Source organism: Bacillus sp. BC05(2025) (assembly GCF_056725905.1).
This window is the reverse complement of record NZ_JBWYRA010000004.1, coordinates 1-18,588: the sequence shown is the minus strand read 5'-3', so window position 1 is coordinate 18,588 and position 18,588 is coordinate 1. Positions and strand designations below refer to the sequence as shown.

The following is an 18,588-nucleotide window of genomic DNA, read 5'->3' as shown; positions in this document are numbered from 1 at the left end:
CCTATTCCCCTTCCCGCTTTAAACTGCACTCCGGTAAACAAACGATAAACTTACACCCTTTTCCAGTTTCATTATCTTCTAGCCTTACTTCTCCGCCAAGCTCTGTTACCATTTCGCGTATGTAAGAAAGTCCAATGCCTGTTGACGGTGTTCCCGTTTGGTCATACTTTGAAGTAAACCCGGGCTTAAATACTAACTTCTTATATTTTTGTGCAATACCAGGTCCATCGTCAATTACTTCAAAGACTACATGTTGCACTCGTTTATATAATTTCATATGAATGAGACCTCTATCTTCAATTGCTTCTACTGCATTCGCAACTAAGTTATTAAAGATTGATAGCACTGTATACACGTGGTATGCAGCGTGTTCACCTTCTATATGTTTAGAAAAGCGTATATCTTTCTCTAGCATTTCAGCATACTTTTCATTTATTCTTACAATCATTTCTGTAAGCTCATGACCTTCTACATACTCTGCCACATTTTTATCTAATAACAGTTTAGATAATCCTGCAAAAATCCTTTGATTATCCTTTTTTATTTCGTGCACTTCTCCTGCTATTTTCAATGCTGTTTTACTGCTGGAATCATCGTTCGCTTGTAAGTTTCGATATAGTTGATATGCTTCTTGTGTAATCAATTCTGCATTTTGTAACGTTTTTTTCAAATGAACTGATTCTACATATAAATTTGAAAGGTGCATGAACATTTTTTCATTTTCTTTTCGGACTTGTGATTCTTTTAATTTTGTTTCATATAAATTCATCATATTTAAAAAGCCGAGTGCAAAGAAACTACGGAAAATAGCAATAATAATAAGTTTATTTAATTCAGAAACTATTATCGTTGTACCAAGCACGACCATATGATAAATCGCTAGTTCAGACATACTTGCGATAATTTCAATTGTAATCCCAAGGCATCCAATAACGATTGGTCTCTGATGAAACTTATTCACCCTACAGAGTGAAAAAAGACTTCCATAAATAAAATAATAAAAAAACACAGGATAGCGCAAATAAAATGATTCTGTCATATGAAATGAACCTTGCATGACCCAGTCAAGACATACGCGGAATAAAACGACACATATACCGACAAGAATACCTGCAGCCGCTGCTGGTATTCTTCTTAAAAATAGCAATAAAAAGAAAAAAAGCGGTGTCCCAAAGCTAACGCGAAACGTATCATTAAAAGGATGAAAATTAAGCTCTCCAGCAATTGGAACAACAACCATTAATATAATTAAAAGGGAAATATCTTTCTTCCATAATTGATTCCAATTCAAAGCTGCCACTTCCTATACTTTTTTCGGTAATAAAAGTGAAAGCCCGCTTATTTTTATAAACGGGCTTTATTTCTATATTCTAACCTTTTCTACCGCTTTTATTTGGCGATACTCCGGCTCCCAGATTGCTTCTTTCACTGCAATCTTGATATCGTTATCACTTAAGTTCTCTCTAGCTACACCTTCTGCAACAGCAACTTTCGCTACTTCAATTGCAACCATTTCCGAGATATTACGTAACTCTTCAACTTCTGGTAAAATAGGTGCTCCTGGCTGACTTGTATCTACCATGCTTGCAACTGCTTCAGCTGCTGCTGCAAACATTCCATCCGTCATGACGCTTGCACGTACGACAATTGTTCCAAGACCAAGACCCGGGAAAATAAGTGCGTTATTTGATTGTCCAATCACATACGTTACGCCGTTATATGTAACTGGTTCAAATGGACTTCCTGTTGCAACTAATGCTCTTCCTTCTGTCCACTCAATTAAATCAACTGGTTTTGCTTCAGCAAGTGGCGTCGGATTCGACATCGGTAAAATGATTGGTCTTTCTACGTGAGAAGCCATTTCTTTAATAATCTCTTCTTTAAATGCGCCTGCAACAGTTGATGTACCAATTAAAATTGTCGGTTTTACATGTTTCACAACTTCAGCAAGTCCGATTACACCATTTTGCTTCCACTCACTTACTTCCGCTGCTTTTCTTGCATACGGCATTTGGAAATCAAGAAGATCTTCCATATTATCTGTAACTAATCCGTTACGATCAATACACCAGAAACGCTTATACGATTCTTCTTCTGATACACCTACGCGGACCATTGCATCTCTAACTTGATCTGCGATACCAATTCCAGCCGTACCAGCACCAAATACAACAACGCGGTGTTCACTTAGTGGTACACCCGAAGCTTTCACTGCCGATAACACAGCAGCAAGTGAAACTGCACCTGTACCTTGAATATCATCATTAAATGTACAAATGTCATGACGATATTTATCTAGAATTTTTCGTGCATTTCTAGAACTAAAGTCTTCCCAATGTAAGAGTGCTTTCGGGAATTGCTTACTTACCGCTTGTACAAACGTATCAATAAACTCATCGTAAGCTTCACCAGTTATACGAGGGTGACGATTTCCAATGTAAAATGGATTGTTTAATAATTCTTCACGATTTGTACCTACGTCTAGAATTACCGGTAATACACGACTAGGATCGATTCCAACCGCGGCCGTATAAACAGCTAATTTTCCGATGGCGATGTTAATACCACCAACGCCCCAGTCACCAATTCCAAGTATGCCTTCTCCATCTGTTACAACGACTAAATCAATATTTTCTGCTGTTGCACCGATATTCGCAAATGCTTCTTCAATACCTGACGGATCGTTAATTGATAAATACACACCACGTGGTTTACGGTATTCATGACTGTACCTTTGAATCGCTACACCGACTGTTGGTGTATATACGATTGGTAACATTTCGCGCAAGTGATCTGTTAAAATACGATAAAATAATACTTCATTTCGATCATGTAACGCTGTTAAGTATACATTCTTTAATAAATCATCCGGCTGAGAACAAAATTGTTCGTATGCTCGGCGTGCTTGTTCTTCTAATGTTAAAACTGCTGGGGGTAATAACCCTTTTAAACCTAATTCTTCTCTTTCTTCTTGCGTGAAAGCGACCCCTTTATTTAAAAGTGGTGTTGATAATACTTCCACTCCTCTTAATGTCGTTTCTAATGAACCATTAGAAGCTACTGTAAACTTACTCATAACATCCCTACCTCTATTCATATATAGCATTTCTATATTGTAAACAAAAAAGAGGGGCTTGTCCCCCCTCTTCTTTTAATTTTTCTTTAAAAGAGTTGCTCCTGCAATCCCTGGGTGTGTCATTTCGAATGGATCTAGAATTAATTCTAAGTCTTCTTGTGACAGTACACCATTTTTCACACAAAGTTCTCGAACGGATTGCCCTGTCGCGATTGCTTCTTTCGCAACGCGAGCTGCTGCTTCATAACCGATATGAGGGTTCACGGCTGTAATAATTCCTACACTCTTCTCAACATACTCTTTTAAACGATCTTCATTCGCTTCAATTCCTTTTAAGCAATTATCTGTAAAGGCACGGAAACCGTTATTCATAATGCTAATTGATTGAAGTAAGTTGAAAACAAGTACTGGTTCCATAACGTTTAATTCTAATTGTCCTGCTTCTGAAGCAAGGCAAATTGTATGGTCGTTACCAATGACTTGGAACGCAATTTGATTAATTACTTCAGGCATAACAGGATTTACTTTCCCTGGCATAATAGATGAACCTGGTTGACGAGCTGGTAGCATAATTTCCGCTAAACCAACGCGTGGACCTGATGCCATTAAGCGAAGGTCATTCGCGATTTTAGACATATTCATCATACATACTTTAAGTGCTGCTGATACTTCTGTATATGCATCCGTATTTTGCGTTGCATCTACTAGGTCTTCTGCACCAACAAGTGGTAGCTCACTAATTGCAGCTAAATGTTTCACAACTGCTTCAATATATTCTGGATCTGCATTTAATCCTGTACCAACTGCAGTTGCCCCCATATTCACTTCATATAAGTGTTGACGTGATTGCTGAATTCGTTTCATATCACGTTCAAGTACGCGAGAGTACGCTTTAAATTCTTGTCCAAGACGAATTGGCACAGCGTCTTGTAAATGTGTACGTCCCATTTTAATAACATGATCGAACTGTTCTGCTTTTAATTCAAACACATCGTGCATATAACCCATCGTTTGTAATAAACCTTCTAATGCGTTTAATGTTGCGATATGAATCGCCGTTGGGAATGCATCGTTTGTTGATTGCGCCATGTTTACATGACTATTTGGACTAATATAATGATAGTCTCCCTTTTCCATTCCTAATAATTCAAGAGCACGGTTGGCAATGACTTCATTTGCATTCATGTTCATTGAAGTACCTGCTCCGCCTTGAATTGGATCTACGATGAAATGATCATGCCATTTTCCATCAAGAATTTCTTGAGCAGCTTCTGCGATCGCGCCGCCCTTGTTCAATTCCAATCTTCCTACATCTGTATTAGCAAGCGCTGCTGCTTTTTTTACAACTGCGAACGCTCTAATTAAACCTTCATGGATTTTGTATCCTGTAATTGGGAAGTTTTCAACTGCACGCATTGTTTGTACGCCGTAGTATGCATAGTTTGGTACTTCTTTTTCACCTAGAAAATCTTTTTCAATTCGAACACCATTTTTAACTTCAGTTACTGTTGCCATGATTATTCACTCCTTAACGATTTCTTATGCTGCTTTTGTTTCTTTGACTGTTTCTACATATTGTTTTGCTTTCTCATTATCGAATTCGCCTTCCCACTTCGACATAACAATGGCTGCTAATGCATTTCCTAATACATTGACAGATGAGCGAATCATATCTAAAATGCGGTCAATCCCCGCAATTAATGCGATACCTTCTAGTGGTAAGCCCATTGAACCTAATGTTGCTAATACAACAACAAACGATGCACCTGGAACTCCCGCCATACCTTTGGATGTTAACATGAGAACGAATAATAACGTGATTTGCTCTGTCAGTGACATGTGCACACCGTACATTTGTGCAACAAACAATGCGGCTAACGCTTGATAAATAGCCGATCCAGTCAAGTTAAATGTATAACCTGTCGGAATAACGAAAGAAGCAACTGCCTTTGGACAACCGAACTCTTCCATTTTTCTCATTATATTAGGTAGAACAGCTTCTGAACTTGCTGTCGTAAATGAAAGAATAAGTTCTTCTTTTAAAATTTTCATTAATGTAAAAATGTTTACGCCAACCATTCGTGCATTAATACCTAATACAATCACAACGAATAGTATAACAGTTACGTATACAGCTAGCACTAGTTTTCCTAAAGGAAGTAGTGTTGCTACACCAAATTTCGCAACCGTAACCGCAATTAATGCGAATACACCAAACGGTGCAAATTTCATAACTTGATTTGTAACCCAAAACATCGCTTCGAGTACACCTTCAAAGAAATTAAAGACAGGCTTTCCCTTTTCTCCAATTGCTGCAACTCCTAAACCGAATAATACTGAGAAGAAAATAATCGGTAATAAGTCACCTTGTGCAATCGATTCAAATACGTTTTTCGGTACGATATGAACAATCGTCTCAGCGAATCCTTGCTTCTCTGTAGCATCTGCTGTTTGTTTGTAAGAAGAAATATCACTTTGTTGTAAGTTATTCATATCAACGCCAGTACCCGGCTGGAATATATTTGCCGCAAGTAATCCCATTAAAATAGCGATTGTCGTAATAATTTCGAAATAAAGAATTGTCTTACCGCCCAGTTTCCCAAGCTTCTTCATATCTCCTACACCAGCTACCGCAACAATTAATGCTGAAATAACAATCGGTACTACGATCATTTTAATTAAGTGAATAAATATATCTCCAATTGGTGTGATATAAGAAATCGCCGTTTTATTACCATAGAAGATTGCCCCTACTACAATCCCTAAAACAAGTGCGACAAAGATTTGTGTCGCCAATCCGAATTTTTTCATTTATGTTCATCCCCTTTATGCGAACGCTTTCATTTCGTATTTATAAAAGCTTACTCACACATCATATAAGGGAAACTACAAAATCATACAAAAACCTACAAGTTCGTCACAAAAAATTCGAAAATTTTTCTTTTCTTTTTCATTGACACCTTTTTATTAAAAAGAAATAAAATATACTTGATAAGTAATCAGATTCTTTCGTATAATCAAAAAGATATATACTTACAACAAATCGAAATGAAAAGGAGTGGATGATATGAAAAATTATGTACAAAAATTCGTTCTATCTTCTTCTTTTCTTTTTCATTTTCCGAAAAAGGAACAAAGGCATTCGCCTTTGTTCCTTTTTTATTGCGATCTATATAGGGGGAATTGTTATGAGGCCATATAAACGTGTCTTAATTAAATTAAGCGGCGGTGCACTTGCCGATCAAACCGGAAATAGCTTTAACTCCAAACGATTAGAACATATCGCAAACGAAATTTTATCCATCGTTGATTTAGGTATTGAGGTATCTATTGTCATCGGAGGCGGAAACATTTTCAGAGGTCATTTAGCTGAAGAATGGGGCATTGATCGTGTAGAAGCTGATAATATCGGTACACTAGGTACAATTATCAATAGTTTAATGCTTCGCGGCGTTTTAACGAGTAAAACAAATAAAGAAGTGCGCGTTATGACTTCCATCCCGTTTAATGCTGTAGCTGAGCCATACATTCGCCTTCGTGCAGTCCACCATTTAGATAACGGTTATATCGTTATCTTTGGAGGCGGGAACGGGCAACCGTTTGTGACGACGGATTATCCGAGTGTTCAAAGAGCCATTGAAATGAATAGTGACGCAATATTAGTCGCAAAACAAGGAGTAGATGGCGTCTTTACTAGCGACCCAAAACATAATAAAGCAGCAAAAATGTACAAAAAACTAAACTATAACGATATTGTTAGGCAAAACATACAAGTAATGGATCAAGCCGCTTTACTGCTTGCCCGTGATTATAATTTACCAGCACACGTCTTTAACTTCGATGAGCCGGGGGTAATGAAAAGAATTTGTTTAGGTGAACATGTAGGGACTTTGATTAATGATGATGCTTCATTGCTTGTGCATGAAAAATAATTATTTCTCATAAAGTGAAACTTTAATCAGCCCTCACCAATCGGACTTTTATGGGCAGCCCGACCCCTACCTAAATTCTTTGCTTTCGCTGCATTTTGAGGTGGGGGTCTTACTGCCCATTAAAGTGGGATAAAAAAGGGGTGCCTATAAAAGACCCCCTTCCTTTAAACTTTAGAAATAAAAATCAGCCAATCCCCCCAACTTTTCCTTACAACGCTCCCAAAACGATAACTTCTCAAAAAATTCTTTCGTCATCTCTTTTGAATCACGAAAATCTCTTGTTAATGCCTCATTCACTTCTGAAACAATAGTTCCACCGTGAATATACAAATTCATCTCATCATTTATATAGAAGCTACGTGCAGTTATGTTCGTTGTACCAATAACAGTTAGTTCATTATCAATCAGCATTAACTTCCCATGAAACATTCCTTTTTTATAACCATATACTTTAATTCCATTATTAACAGCTTGACGAATATAAGGATACGCTGCCTCTTTAATGAGAGGAATATCTGGTTTATATGACCAAAGTATTTTCACTGTAACACCACGTTTTTGGGCTTCCATTAAAGCATTCATAAATCCCTTATTTTTCGCTATAAAATAAGGTGTTGTAATTACGATTGAATGCTTCGCTTGTTTTATTAATTCGATATATGTTTCAGCGACGTGATGTCCATTATAGCTAGCCATCGTATGTAATGTATTCCCTTTACTCGCTTTATTCGTACTTCTTTTTATATTCTCTTTCGTATCTCGTTTCCAATCTAAAGCGAATTGTTCTTCTAAATCTTTTGCTCCTTCCCCTTTAAGGCGCACATGATAGTCACGCCAATATCCAAAATGCTTATCTTTCCCTAAATACTCATCTCCTATATTAAAACCACCTGTATAGCCAATCTCCCCATCAATCGTCGTAATACGGCGATGATTACGATGGTGAAGTGAATAAAATCCGAATGGCAATTCAAGTTTTCTACTATAAGTAAAATGTACACCACTTTCCCGTAATTCACTTATCAACTTGCTTTCAAATGATAAATCATTGATGCGATCAACCGATAAATAGACGTTTACTCCTTCTTTTGCCTTTTCTTTTAATAAGTTTAAAAAAGTATGGCTACTTTTATCATCTGACAAAATAAAAAAGTACGTGTAAATAGATTGCTTCGCTTCTCTTATATCAGTAAATAACTGTTTATAAAATGACTTTCCTTCTACATATAATTGAAAATCACTATAATGAGGTGCATACTCTGTCGGCATGTTTTTCCCGGCTTCCATTTTCCTCCCTAAAGTAACATCGATATGCATACAAATTACAATAAAAACAACAATAGCAATAATAATAGAAGTAACTCGCAATATTTTTTTAATCATTTTGATTTCCTTCCGCTCATTTTCTTTCCACTCTTCTATTTTGTCATTCCAATTTACATTTCATGCTTCATACAAAAAAGGATGCGACGTAACGTCACACCCTTTCCATATTAAACAAAATTTCTCGCATCATTATTTCTTCCAAACTTATAAATAGCAATTAAGAAGAATGCTACTGCAAAGGCGAATAAGATTAAAATATTTAAATACAACTCAGAGAATGGAATTCCTTGTTGTAGTTTTGATATCGTATCTAGTAACCAGCGTTGCGGAAGAAAATCAGCTACTTTTTGTACCGCTTTTGGCATAATGTCATACGGGAAATAACATCCAGCAAGCAAACATGTTGGTACTATCACGATATTTTGCATTGCATTTGAAGCAGCTGAATTTTTTGAGAACGACACAATGACTAATGATAAACCAACTGCAATTAAAGCAAATATCATAAGCACACCAATCATTACTATGAAAGGCATATTAATATTTGTATGAAAAACATTCGTCATAAATAATACTGCAATGACAATTTGCAATGTTAATATCATCATATTTACTGCCACATTGGATAATATAAATTTCTTTCCGTCAATTGGTGTTGATAATAATCTAAAATACGTTCTATTCTCTTTTTCTTTTAAAATAAATCCTGATAAGTTTACTGCTGAAAATAGCATAAACATAATAAGATAACCCATCGTTTGATTTGTCATATCTTTATTTTTCGAAGTATCTTCCAGTGTCTCAGACTTTACTTTAAATGAACTTTTTTGATAACCAGCGTACATACTATTAAACGTACTTTGATCCGTCCCTGCCACTTTACTAATCGCAGCGATATTATCAATATAGTTATATAAATATGATTTTATAAATGCTGTTACTTGATCACCTTTAATCGATGCAACTCCTATATGATCCGGCTTCCCTTCTCGAACACTTTTTGAAAAACCAGATTCTAATGTAATAACTCCATCAAGTTTTTTAGAAGTGAGTTTATCTTCTACTTCAGACTCCTTGATCTTACTCAAGTTCACATTGTTTAATCCTTCTAAAAACTTTATCGTATCATTTGCTATCGGCTCATTTTCTTTATTTACAATCCCGATATTTAATGTTCCTTGCCCTACATTTCCGTATATCGAAAAGGAAATGAGCGTCCCTATTATAGGCAAGCTAATTATAATAAGTAAACTTTTTTTATTCTTCAAAAGTACAGATAAGGTTTTTTGTATGAGCCATAAAATATCCTTCATACTATAGCCCCTCCCGTCTACGTAATGCAATAATTGCAATTAATAAAAAGAGTGCCGAAATGCCAAGGTTTAAACATATTACCGGCAGTGCTGCTCCTACATCATTCGCGTAAATAATTTTCATGACAGCTGTGTTTGCCCACGTTAATGGTGATAAATTTGTAACGAAATTTTCTTCTATTACGAAATATGCACCGCCAAAAATAGAAGCTAATTGCACGACTACCATAATAATTGCTCTTGATGCTTCAGCTGTTTTCGTAATATATCCGATCCCTAAACCGAAACTAATTGCTAGAAAAACCTGTGTTAATAAAATAATAAATATAATTCCAAGATGGTCGCCCCAATTCGCTTGAAAAACAAATTTACTAAATAACATAACGAGTAATATACAAAGGGCATTTGCTGCTAAGCTACCAAGTACTTTTCCAATGAATATTTCCGCCTTACTTATAGGCGCAGCAATAAGGCGATCTCCTGTTTTACGTATTCGTTCTCCTCGAATTAAAGAACTCGCCCCCATCGCAGCATATAACGCAATCATCGTTGTCATTACAACCGCATAGTAATCCATAGAACCTGGCTTTTTCGCAGCTTGTAAAGATGTTTCTTTTATATAATCATTATGATTTCCGTTTGAAATAACTGTGCTCACCTTACTAGGATCCACTTTTGCAACTTCGCCCACTACATTGTACTTATCCACAAATGTTGTAAGCATGCCTTCCACAATACTTCCCTCAACACTACTTCTGTCACTTCCGTAAAATTTCGCACCATCTGTATTTAATTCTACATAGGCAGCATATTTATTTTGCTCCACTTCTTCTTTTCCATCTATCCCTTCGGAAATTTTCTTAAAGTGAATACCCGATTTATCAACCTCTTTCGTAAATGCTTCAAATGCTTGTGAAAATGTGCTACTTGCTTCATCTTTATATAGCACCTGTATGTCTTTAATTGAATGACTATCACTATTAAACGCATTACTTAATGCTGTACCTAACACGAGCATGAGCACAATCGGAAATGCTAACATAAAAACTAAAGTTCTTATGTCCCTGAAATCTCTTTTCATATGCATAATTGCAATATTGAAGATGTTCAATTGATGAACCTCCCTTTACCTTTTCTTCATTTACATTTTATTTATCTCGCAAGTTTCTTCCAGTCAACGTAAGGAATACTGTTTCTAAATTTGGAGCCTGCTCCTCTAACGAACGAATTTCAATGTCATGATTAATAAAGTGCTGAATAATTTTATTTAAATTGTTTAACCCTGCATCCGAGTTTACTTTAATTACGTTCTCATCAATTTGAACAGCTTTCACTCCATTTATTTCTTTTAACTGTTCTACATCTAAATTTTCTACTGACTTCACTTCAATCCAAATGTCTTTCGTATCAGTAATAATCGCTTTTAACTGTTCTTTCGTACCTTCTGCAATTACTTTACCGTGATCAACAATTGCGATTTTCGTACAAATCTCTTCTACTTCTTCCATGTAGTGACTCGTGTAAATAATCGTGCTTCCCATTTCATTTAATTTTCGAACAGACTGGAGAATATAGTTTCTTGACTGTGGATCAATTCCAACTGTCGGCTCATCCATAATAATTAACTTCGGTCTATGTGCAATCGCACAAGCAATATTCAGTCTTCGTTTCATCCCGCCTGAAAAGTTTTTCGGATAACTTTTATGTTTATCGCTAAGTCCTACAAATTGAAGTGCTTCCTCTACCCTTGCTTTTAGTTCGGCCCCTCTTAACCCGTACAGTCCAGCAAAGAATTTCACATTTTCATAGGCAGTTAACTCTTCATAAATCGCAATATCTTGCGGAACGATACCGATATTCATCTTCGCAAATCGATTATGTTTCTTTATATTTTTTCCTAATATGCTAATTTCACCTTCATTACTTCTTAGCAAACCAGCAATCATATTTATCGTTGTACTTTTACCAGCACCATTTGATCCTAAAAAGCCAAATATCTCTCCTTCTTTAATAGATAAAGACATATTATCTACCGCGATGAAATCACCAAACTTTTTCGTTAAATTTTTAATTTCTAATGTATTCATCATTTCACCCCTATTTCGGTTTCTCTGCTCTTAGTATAAACAAAAAGAATGAACCTGCTCAGTGCAGAAGTTCATTCTTTTCACATGAGATTATTCACTTTTTTCATATGAGATGATTCATTCTCATCACCATTTCCTATATGGGCAGCAGCATTGTTACTGAAAAACCACTTGTTCCATCTACAATAATTTTTCCGTTTACAGACGCCGTTCGTTCCTCCATCCCCATAATACCGAGACCTTTTTTAACAAACACTGCACCTTTGCCGTTATCCTTCACTTGTACTTTCACCATCTTGTTCAGTACATGAATATCGATTGAAATGACTGTCGCATCAGCATATTTCATCGCATTTGTTAATGCCTCCGTGACATTCTCACCAATAATCTTCCACTGAATCGGTGAAATCATATCTAAATTCCCTTTATATACGAAAGGGATATTTATATCATGCTTACCGGCAAATTCCTCTATGAATAATTTCATACGATGAATACCAATTTGCTCAGTTGGTGGCTTCATATTCTTTAATGTAACCCGAATACTTTCAATCCCATCTTTTGAAATATGAATTGCATTTTGTAATAACTCGGCAGATTTTTCTTTATCTATCCCCATTAATCTCTTTGCTGCTTCCATTTGAATTAGCGCACCCGTCATCGAATGGCCAATTTTATCATGAATTTCTTGAGAAAGCCGATTTCTCTCTTCTAACTTAAATGTGTATTCTGATTGCCTTATATACTCTTTATTTTCATGTAAGCTTTTCGTCAATCGCTGCATATCTTTTCGCATCTTATCATTTTGTGATTCAAGTTTTAATACACGCGATATATACCGTTCTGCCATGGTTAATACGAGAAAAGAAAATGCAACAATTAATCCATATGTCATTCGAATACTTTCATCTGTAAATATAATAGGAATCATCATCATGATGAAGAGTTGCCATTTCTTCTCTATATAACGGAATATAAGTTCATATAAGTTCAATGGTAAAAACAAAATAAAGAACGAATGAATCTTCCATGTAAATAACATAACTAGACCAATTGATACGCAAGTTAATATGTTTTTGTACGTATCTGTTTTAAATATAGAGATCAGCACGTTTACAGAAAGATATAAAAGCAAAGTAAGTATAATCCATGGTAAGTTCTCTACATTTAAATAAATGTAACTAAACACAATATATATAAAGACAATTAATTTACTTACAATTAACCAAAATTCCATATCTTTAATCTACTTTCCCTGTTAAGTAATAAATCGCAATTTGTGTGCGATGTTCCAGTCCAGTTTTCCCTAAAACTGATGTAATATAATTTGCAATTGTTCCTTCTGATATGAAAAGTTGCTTCGAGATTTCTTTATTCGAAAAGCCTTTTGCAATTAATGCGATAATACTCAGCTCTCTTTCAGTAAAAAGACTTTTATCTATTTTACATTCTTCCTCTTTACTTTCCATTAAATTAGACTTAATTTTATCGAGAACTACATCTTGCATAACAGTTTGGCCGTTATATACTCCTTTTATTGCATCACGAATACGCTCTGGATCATTATTTTTTAATAAATAACCTTTTGCCCCGTTCTTCACTGCGTCCAAAATATATTCATCATCATCGAACGTCGTTAAAATTAGTGGCTTCGTTTTCGTCTCTTCACAAATGACTTTCGTCGCCTCTACCCCGTTCATATTTGGCATACGAACATCTAAAAGGGCGATATCAATGTCGTTCTTTTTGCAATAGTCCACTGCTTCTCTCCCATCATTTACTGTATCTACCACTTCGAACTCTTCATATGTATTTAAAATAATTTTCATGCCTTCTCTAATAAAAGAATTATCATCTGCTATTAATATTTTTATTTTCATGTTTGTTAGTATGGGCCTTTCCCTACTAACATTCACATCCTTTCTTCCTGTAACATTTCCCACTTGCTCATTATATACTTCTCTTTACCATTTTTTCACACCTTTTTTCATATAGCCTCCTTTCTAAAAATATATTATTCTTTTTTTACAACATGTGTAGGGGGACCAGTCATTTCTTACGTCTATATAATAGAATGCGTCAAAAAGGAGGGAGAGACCCATTGAGGAAAAACAATTAATTGAAAAAGCACAGCAAGGAAGCGAACATGCTTTTCGTATCCTTGTGCAAACATATCGTCACTATATTTTCCAAGTTATCTTTTCTATTTTAAGACATGAAGAAGATGCAAAAGATGTTACACAAGAAGTATTCGTAAAAATTCACGCCTCTCTCCCAAATTATCAATTTCGCGGATTAAAAACGTGGATGGCGCGTATTGCCACCAATCACGCTATTGATTATAAGAGAAAAAAAGCTAGAGAAAACGAAGAACTCTCCTTATGTAAAGAAACTGAGGAAAATATAAAATCCTCTCAAAATATTGAGGCTTTATTATTGACGAAAGAGCAAAAACTACTCATTGCTCAAAAACTGAGAGAACTTCCCGAAAATTACCGTGACGTCGTTCTCTCACATTACTTAGAAGAAAAAAGCTATCAAGAAATTGCTTTGCAGGAAAACATCGAAGTGAAAACAGTCGAAATGAAACTGTATCGGGCAAGAAAATGGATTAAAAAACATTGGAAGGAGGAAGAGTTTCTATGACGCATTATTCAAAAAAAGATTGGCGTAATTATACTTTAGATTGTATAGAAAGCAATGAACGTGAATCTATGGAAGAACACCTTTATGAATGTGATCATTGTTTAGCACTTTATATGGAAAGTATCGATGAACAACATGAAAACCTTCCAATGATAAATGATGATTCATTTACGAATGAAGTTATGACGCAAATTGATTTTGAAACGCTACAACCTGATGAAAATATAAAAACAAACTCATTAAAGCGAACGATTATTCACTACATAATTGCAACCGCGGCTACAATTATTTTTATGGTAAGTGGTTTATTCCAATATATTTTCACAGCGACATCAAATTTCGAGAAATCTTCAAAACATAACGAGTCTTCTATCTCACAACAAATTGTAAACAAATCGGTAGACACATCAAAAAAGGACGGAGGTTCAAAGCATGAATAAAAATCCCTTTTTAGCACTTGTATTAGGGCTAATTCCTGGGCTTGGACATTTATATTTAAAGAAATTTGGACGGTTTATTTTATATAGCGGAGGCGCTGTATTTCTATTTATCTTTGCAGCATTTTGTACAATAGCATTGGGAGCGCGTGATATTGCTTTTCTTTCACTATTTTTATTATTCGTGTTATGGGCAATCAATTTATTAGATTTAGTTATCACCATTATTAATCAATCAAAAAAACAAGCAGCCGGAGAATTGACAGAGTCCTCCAAAGAAAGCGAACGATTTTATATCATTCTTCTATCCATCATCCCTGGACTTGGACATTTTCAATTAGGGCTTATGCAACGTGGACTTACATTTTTAGTAGCTTGCACAGGAATCGGAAGTATGATTATTTTCGTTGCACTTTTAACATCGCAAGAAAGTTTTCTTATCTTCCTTATTACGTTACCTGTTTTATGGATTTACAATTTCTTCGATGTTGTTCAGCAACTTCAGAAAAAAGAACGTGGCGAGCAACTAGATGATCGTACTATTTTCGAAGAGTTTGAAGAGCATCGTGAACAAGGAAAGAAGAATAAAACATTCGCTTCTATTTTAGCGATGTTCCCCGGAGCGGGACATATGTATTTAGGCTTACAACGCCGCGGCCTTCAGCTTATGGCAGCCTTCTTACTTTCTATATACTTACTTGACTTATTAAGACTTTCTGCGTTTTTATTTTTAGTACCAATCATTTGGTTCTATAGCTTCTTTGACGCTTTACAGCAAACTGCAAAGTATGGAAAAGAACGTGTACATGACGAACCTATCATTGATTATTTTATCAATCATCAAAGATGGATCGGTATTGGGTTAATTACACTCGGTGGTTATTATTTATTAGATCAAACACTCCTTCCTATTTTGAATGATTACTTTGCAACTATATTTAACATTCATCTTAGCGAGCTATATTATCGCTATTTCCAAACATCTATCGTTGCACTCCTCTTAATTGGTGGCGGCTTTAAATTGTTACTTGGGAATAAAGAAAACAAAGGTGGTACAAAAGAATGAGAACATGGCGCGTTGGAACATTTTCAATGGGGCTTTCTATTATTTCATTAGGTTGCTTCTTACTATTTTCAGTTATAAAAGGTACTGAGGTATTAGATTCCTTAACAGCATGGTGGCCTGTTTTACTTATTATACTTGGCGTGGAAATTTTACTATACCTTCTATTTTCTAAGAAGGAACAATCCTTTATTAAATATGATATTTTTAGTATTTTCTTTATCGGCGTTTTAGGAAGCGTTGGAATTGCTTTTTATTGTTTATTATCAACTGGATTACTAGATGAAGTTCGCCATTCTATTAACACAACGAGGCAAACGAGTAATATTCCAGATGGACAATTTGATATACCTGAATCTATCAAAAAAATCGTAGTAGATGCGGGGCATCACCCTCTAACGATAGAGGGAAATGATACAAATCAAATTCACCTTCTTGGGACATATGAAATGACAACGAAAACTAATGAAAAACTTAATTTAAAACAAGAAGATTTCCTTTCAGTTCAAACAGTCAGGGAAACAATGTATATCACTTTAAAATCATTACCAGTTCAACATACGTTATGGAATTCAGCACCACAAGTCAAACCGACACTCGTTCTTCCGCAAAATAAAAATGTAGAAGTTCGTGCTTCAAATAACGATTTATCCCTTTACCCAGGTCAGTTACAAAATAATTGGTTTGTACAAGAAAGTTCAAGAGTGTCTGTCCATCTTGCAAAAGAGAGCGATGTATCTTTAACAGCAGTAACGAATCAAAAAGAAACACATGGAAGCACAACTTGGGAACAAGTAGAAGATTTAACGAAAAAAGAAGATAATACTTCAGAAGAAAATCCAGAATTCAACCAGCAAGAACATTGGTATAAAAACTCGATTAAAACAGGCAATGGGACGTATAAGTTAAACATTGAGAAAGCTTACAATTTAAATATGAGTGTTATTGAAAAATAAAAAACCTTCCACAATTGTGGAAGGTTTTTCTCATATAATCGCTTTAATTCCCTCTAACACTAATCCAATCATAAATCCGCAAACAGCCCCGTTTACTCGGATCCACTGTAAATCTTTACCGACATTATTTTCAATCATTTCAATTAACGTTTTATCATCTAACTTATCAAGATTTTCTTGTACAAGTTTTCCGATTTTCGAATGATTCTTTTCCACAAGTGTGACAACTTGTTTTTGTAGCCACTCTTCTATTTTTTGAACAGTTTGTTCATCCTCTTTTATTTTATTCATTTGTGTTTGTAAAAATGGAATAACATATTTATCCGCAAATTCTTCATTTTTCACAAAAGTAATTGCCCTTTGTTGTACTTGCTCCAGCATCTCTTTAATTTTGTCAGTAGCATTCCAATTGGCAATCCATTTTTCTTTCCAATTTTCTAATTCTTGTAGTAACGCTTCATTCTCTTTTACATTTATAATTTCTTGACGAATTTTCGATAAAATAAGTTGTCTCGTACTATTATCTGCATCTTGTAAGCTGTTAATATTGCTAATAATGAATTTCTGCAAAATACCGCCAATTTTATCTTCATCTACAATATTCATAAAAGATTTCAAAGTAAACTGTAAAAATCCATCTACTTTTATGTTTTCCATCGCCTTCATACCTAAGCTTCCGAGCTGGTATCGTGCTTCATCTTGCGCTGTCCAATCTTTCACTTTTACTAAAATATAATCAAGTGTCTTTTCATCATATTCTTGCACAACTAATTGATCAACAAGCACTTGTAATATGTTACTTGTATGAATTGTATGCAAATACGTCTTTAGTTCTTTTTCAATAATAACAGCTAACTTTTCTGTATCTATTGTAACAATCGCTTTCTCCGCGATCGTTACAATCCCCTTTTTCACAGCATCAGACTGCATTTCTCTCTCAGCAATTTGTAGCACCATTTGCGCTAACTGCATTTCTTTTACTTTATTCGTAATACTTTCTTTCGTCAGCCATTCATTTTCTAACGTATGAATGAGTCCTTTCGTTACTCGTTTACGATTTTTAGGTAATAACGCAGTATGCGGAATTGGAATTCCCATCGGATGACGGAATAATGCTGTAACTGCGAACCAATCCGCAAGTCCACCAACTAATCCAGCTTCAAATCCCCCTTGTATAATCTCCCCTGCTACCGTTCCTTGGAAAGGGATAGAAGCAGCAAAACCGACTCCCATAATCCCAAGCGAAATACCCGCTATATATTTAGTCTGTAATGACATCGTATACACATCCTCTTATTATGTAAAATACAGCTTTTTTGTTATATGTATTTTATATTCATTCTTTATATCTATACTATAATGAACTAATGCGAAAATAACAAAGAATTTATAATAATACACGTTTTCCTTTATTACTATTTAATTAATATCGGTTTTGAAGAGGAATTTATATTAGAGGATACTATTCAAGAGGAAAACCATATTCTTTAGCTATATAGAGCTTATAGAAGTCTCAACACATCGCTATAAAGCTAAGGTTTTGCACTATCCATAAAGCAAAAAAGACGTTATCCTTTCTGTAAAATTATAGGGAAAGATGGCGCATTTTTTATTTTAGGTGTGATTTCTTTTTATTAGCTTGATAGCGATATGGCACTACCTTTTACTGAATTAGTTTTCTAGCTGGACTATATCTCATTTCTTTTCGTTTTTAGATATTAATATCTACCAAAATACCCCTAAATATATTCT

General features: G+C 35.0%; 16 protein-coding genes. 5 read left to right on the top strand and 11 right to left on the bottom strand.

What is annotated here, in order from left to right; genetic code table 11:
- Window position 1: 1 nt before the first annotated feature.
- The 4 genes from ACZ76X_RS14315 to ACZ76X_RS14300 form a co-directional block, all read right to left on the bottom strand.
- Window positions 2-1,300, bottom strand: a complete 1,299-nt coding sequence (locus tag ACZ76X_RS14315) for a sensor histidine kinase (protein ID WP_479850758.1) — start codon at window positions 1,298-1,300, stop codon at window positions 2-4.
- Between the two features lie 63 nt (window positions 1,301-1,363).
- Window positions 1,364-3,076 carry an oxaloacetate-decarboxylating malate dehydrogenase gene (gene malS / locus ACZ76X_RS14310; protein ID WP_479850757.1) on the bottom strand — a complete coding sequence of 571 codons (1,713 nt, stop codon included), beginning with the start codon at window positions 3,074-3,076 and terminating at the stop codon, window positions 1,364-1,366.
- Window positions 3,077-3,151: 75 nt separating this feature from the next.
- Window positions 3,152-4,591, bottom strand: coding sequence for an aspartate ammonia-lyase (gene aspA / locus ACZ76X_RS14305; RefSeq protein ID WP_479850756.1), 1,440 nt, complete (start codon window positions 4,589-4,591; stop codon window positions 3,152-3,154).
- A 24-nt stretch (window positions 4,592-4,615) separates the two neighbouring features.
- The gene (locus tag ACZ76X_RS14300) at window positions 4,616-5,887 is read right to left on the bottom strand and encodes a cation:dicarboxylate symporter family transporter (protein WP_000713273.1); all 1,272 of its coding nucleotides are present in this window, start codon (window positions 5,885-5,887) and stop codon (window positions 4,616-4,618) included.
- Between the two features lie 377 nt (window positions 5,888-6,264).
- On the opposite strand from ACZ76X_RS14300, the gene pyrH reads away from it, so the two are divergent.
- Window positions 6,265-7,008 (top strand): UMP kinase, encoded by a 744-nt coding sequence (pyrH, locus tag ACZ76X_RS14295; protein WP_001248049.1) that lies wholly within the window; start codon window positions 6,265-6,267, stop codon window positions 7,006-7,008.
- A 171-nt stretch (window positions 7,009-7,179) separates the two neighbouring features.
- On the opposite strand, the gene cls is transcribed toward pyrH, so the two are convergent.
- From cls to ACZ76X_RS14265, 6 genes are all read right to left on the bottom strand, one after another.
- Complete coding sequence (gene cls, locus ACZ76X_RS14290; RefSeq protein WP_479850755.1) at window positions 7,180-8,391, bottom strand: cardiolipin synthase; 1,212 nt, start codon at window positions 8,389-8,391, stop codon at window positions 7,180-7,182.
- A 110-nt stretch (window positions 8,392-8,501) separates the two neighbouring features.
- A complete protein-coding gene (locus ACZ76X_RS14285; protein ID WP_479850754.1) occupies window positions 8,502-9,647 on the bottom strand; it encodes an ABC transporter permease in 1,146 nt (381 codons plus the stop codon).
- 1 nt (window position 9,648) lies between these two features.
- Window positions 9,649-10,758 (bottom strand): ABC transporter permease, encoded by a 1,110-nt coding sequence (locus tag ACZ76X_RS14280; RefSeq protein WP_479850753.1) that lies wholly within the window; start codon window positions 10,756-10,758, stop codon window positions 9,649-9,651.
- 37 nt (window positions 10,759-10,795) lie between these two features.
- Window positions 10,796-11,734 carry an ABC transporter ATP-binding protein gene (locus ACZ76X_RS14275; protein ID WP_098671029.1) on the bottom strand — a complete coding sequence of 313 codons (939 nt, stop codon included), beginning with the start codon at window positions 11,732-11,734 and terminating at the stop codon, window positions 10,796-10,798.
- 136 nt (window positions 11,735-11,870) lie between these two features.
- Entirely contained in the window at window positions 11,871-12,971 is a 1,101-nt protein-coding gene (locus ACZ76X_RS14270) for a sensor histidine kinase (protein ID WP_479850752.1), read from the bottom strand.
- Between the two features lie 4 nt (window positions 12,972-12,975).
- Window positions 12,976-13,614 carry a response regulator gene (locus tag ACZ76X_RS14265; RefSeq protein ID WP_479851161.1) on the bottom strand — a complete coding sequence of 213 codons (639 nt, stop codon included), beginning with the start codon at window positions 13,612-13,614 and terminating at the stop codon, window positions 12,976-12,978.
- Window positions 13,615-13,897: 283 nt separating this feature from the next.
- On the opposite strand from ACZ76X_RS14265, the gene ACZ76X_RS14260 reads away from it, so the two are divergent.
- The 4 genes from ACZ76X_RS14260 to exsE are packed head-to-tail and all read left to right on the top strand — an operon-like array spanning window position 13,898 to window position 16,836.
- On the top strand, window positions 13,898-14,380 hold the full coding sequence (locus ACZ76X_RS14260) for an RNA polymerase sigma factor (RefSeq protein WP_235608063.1): 483 nt from the start codon (window positions 13,898-13,900) through the stop codon (window positions 14,378-14,380).
- Entirely contained in the window at window positions 14,377-14,820 is a 444-nt protein-coding gene (locus tag ACZ76X_RS14255; RefSeq protein WP_479850751.1) for a hypothetical protein, read from the top strand. Before ACZ76X_RS14260 ends, ACZ76X_RS14255 begins: the two co-directional genes overlap by 4 nt.
- Window positions 14,813-15,883 (top strand): hypothetical protein, encoded by a 1,071-nt coding sequence (locus ACZ76X_RS14250; RefSeq protein WP_479850750.1) that lies wholly within the window; start codon window positions 14,813-14,815, stop codon window positions 15,881-15,883. The genes ACZ76X_RS14255 and ACZ76X_RS14250 overlap by 8 nt, the downstream gene beginning before the upstream one ends.
- Window positions 15,880-16,836 carry an exosporium protein ExsE gene (gene exsE, locus ACZ76X_RS14245; RefSeq protein WP_479850749.1) on the top strand — a complete coding sequence of 319 codons (957 nt, stop codon included), beginning with the start codon at window positions 15,880-15,882 and terminating at the stop codon, window positions 16,834-16,836. The genes ACZ76X_RS14250 and exsE overlap by 4 nt, the downstream gene beginning before the upstream one ends.
- 30 nt (window positions 16,837-16,866) lie before the next feature.
- Here the strand turns inward: exsE and ACZ76X_RS14240 are convergent, their stop codons facing one another.
- The gene (locus ACZ76X_RS14240) at window positions 16,867-18,114 is read right to left on the bottom strand and encodes a DUF445 domain-containing protein (protein ID WP_479850748.1); all 1,248 of its coding nucleotides are present in this window, start codon (window positions 18,112-18,114) and stop codon (window positions 16,867-16,869) included.
- Window positions 18,115-18,588: the final 474 nt, after the last annotated feature.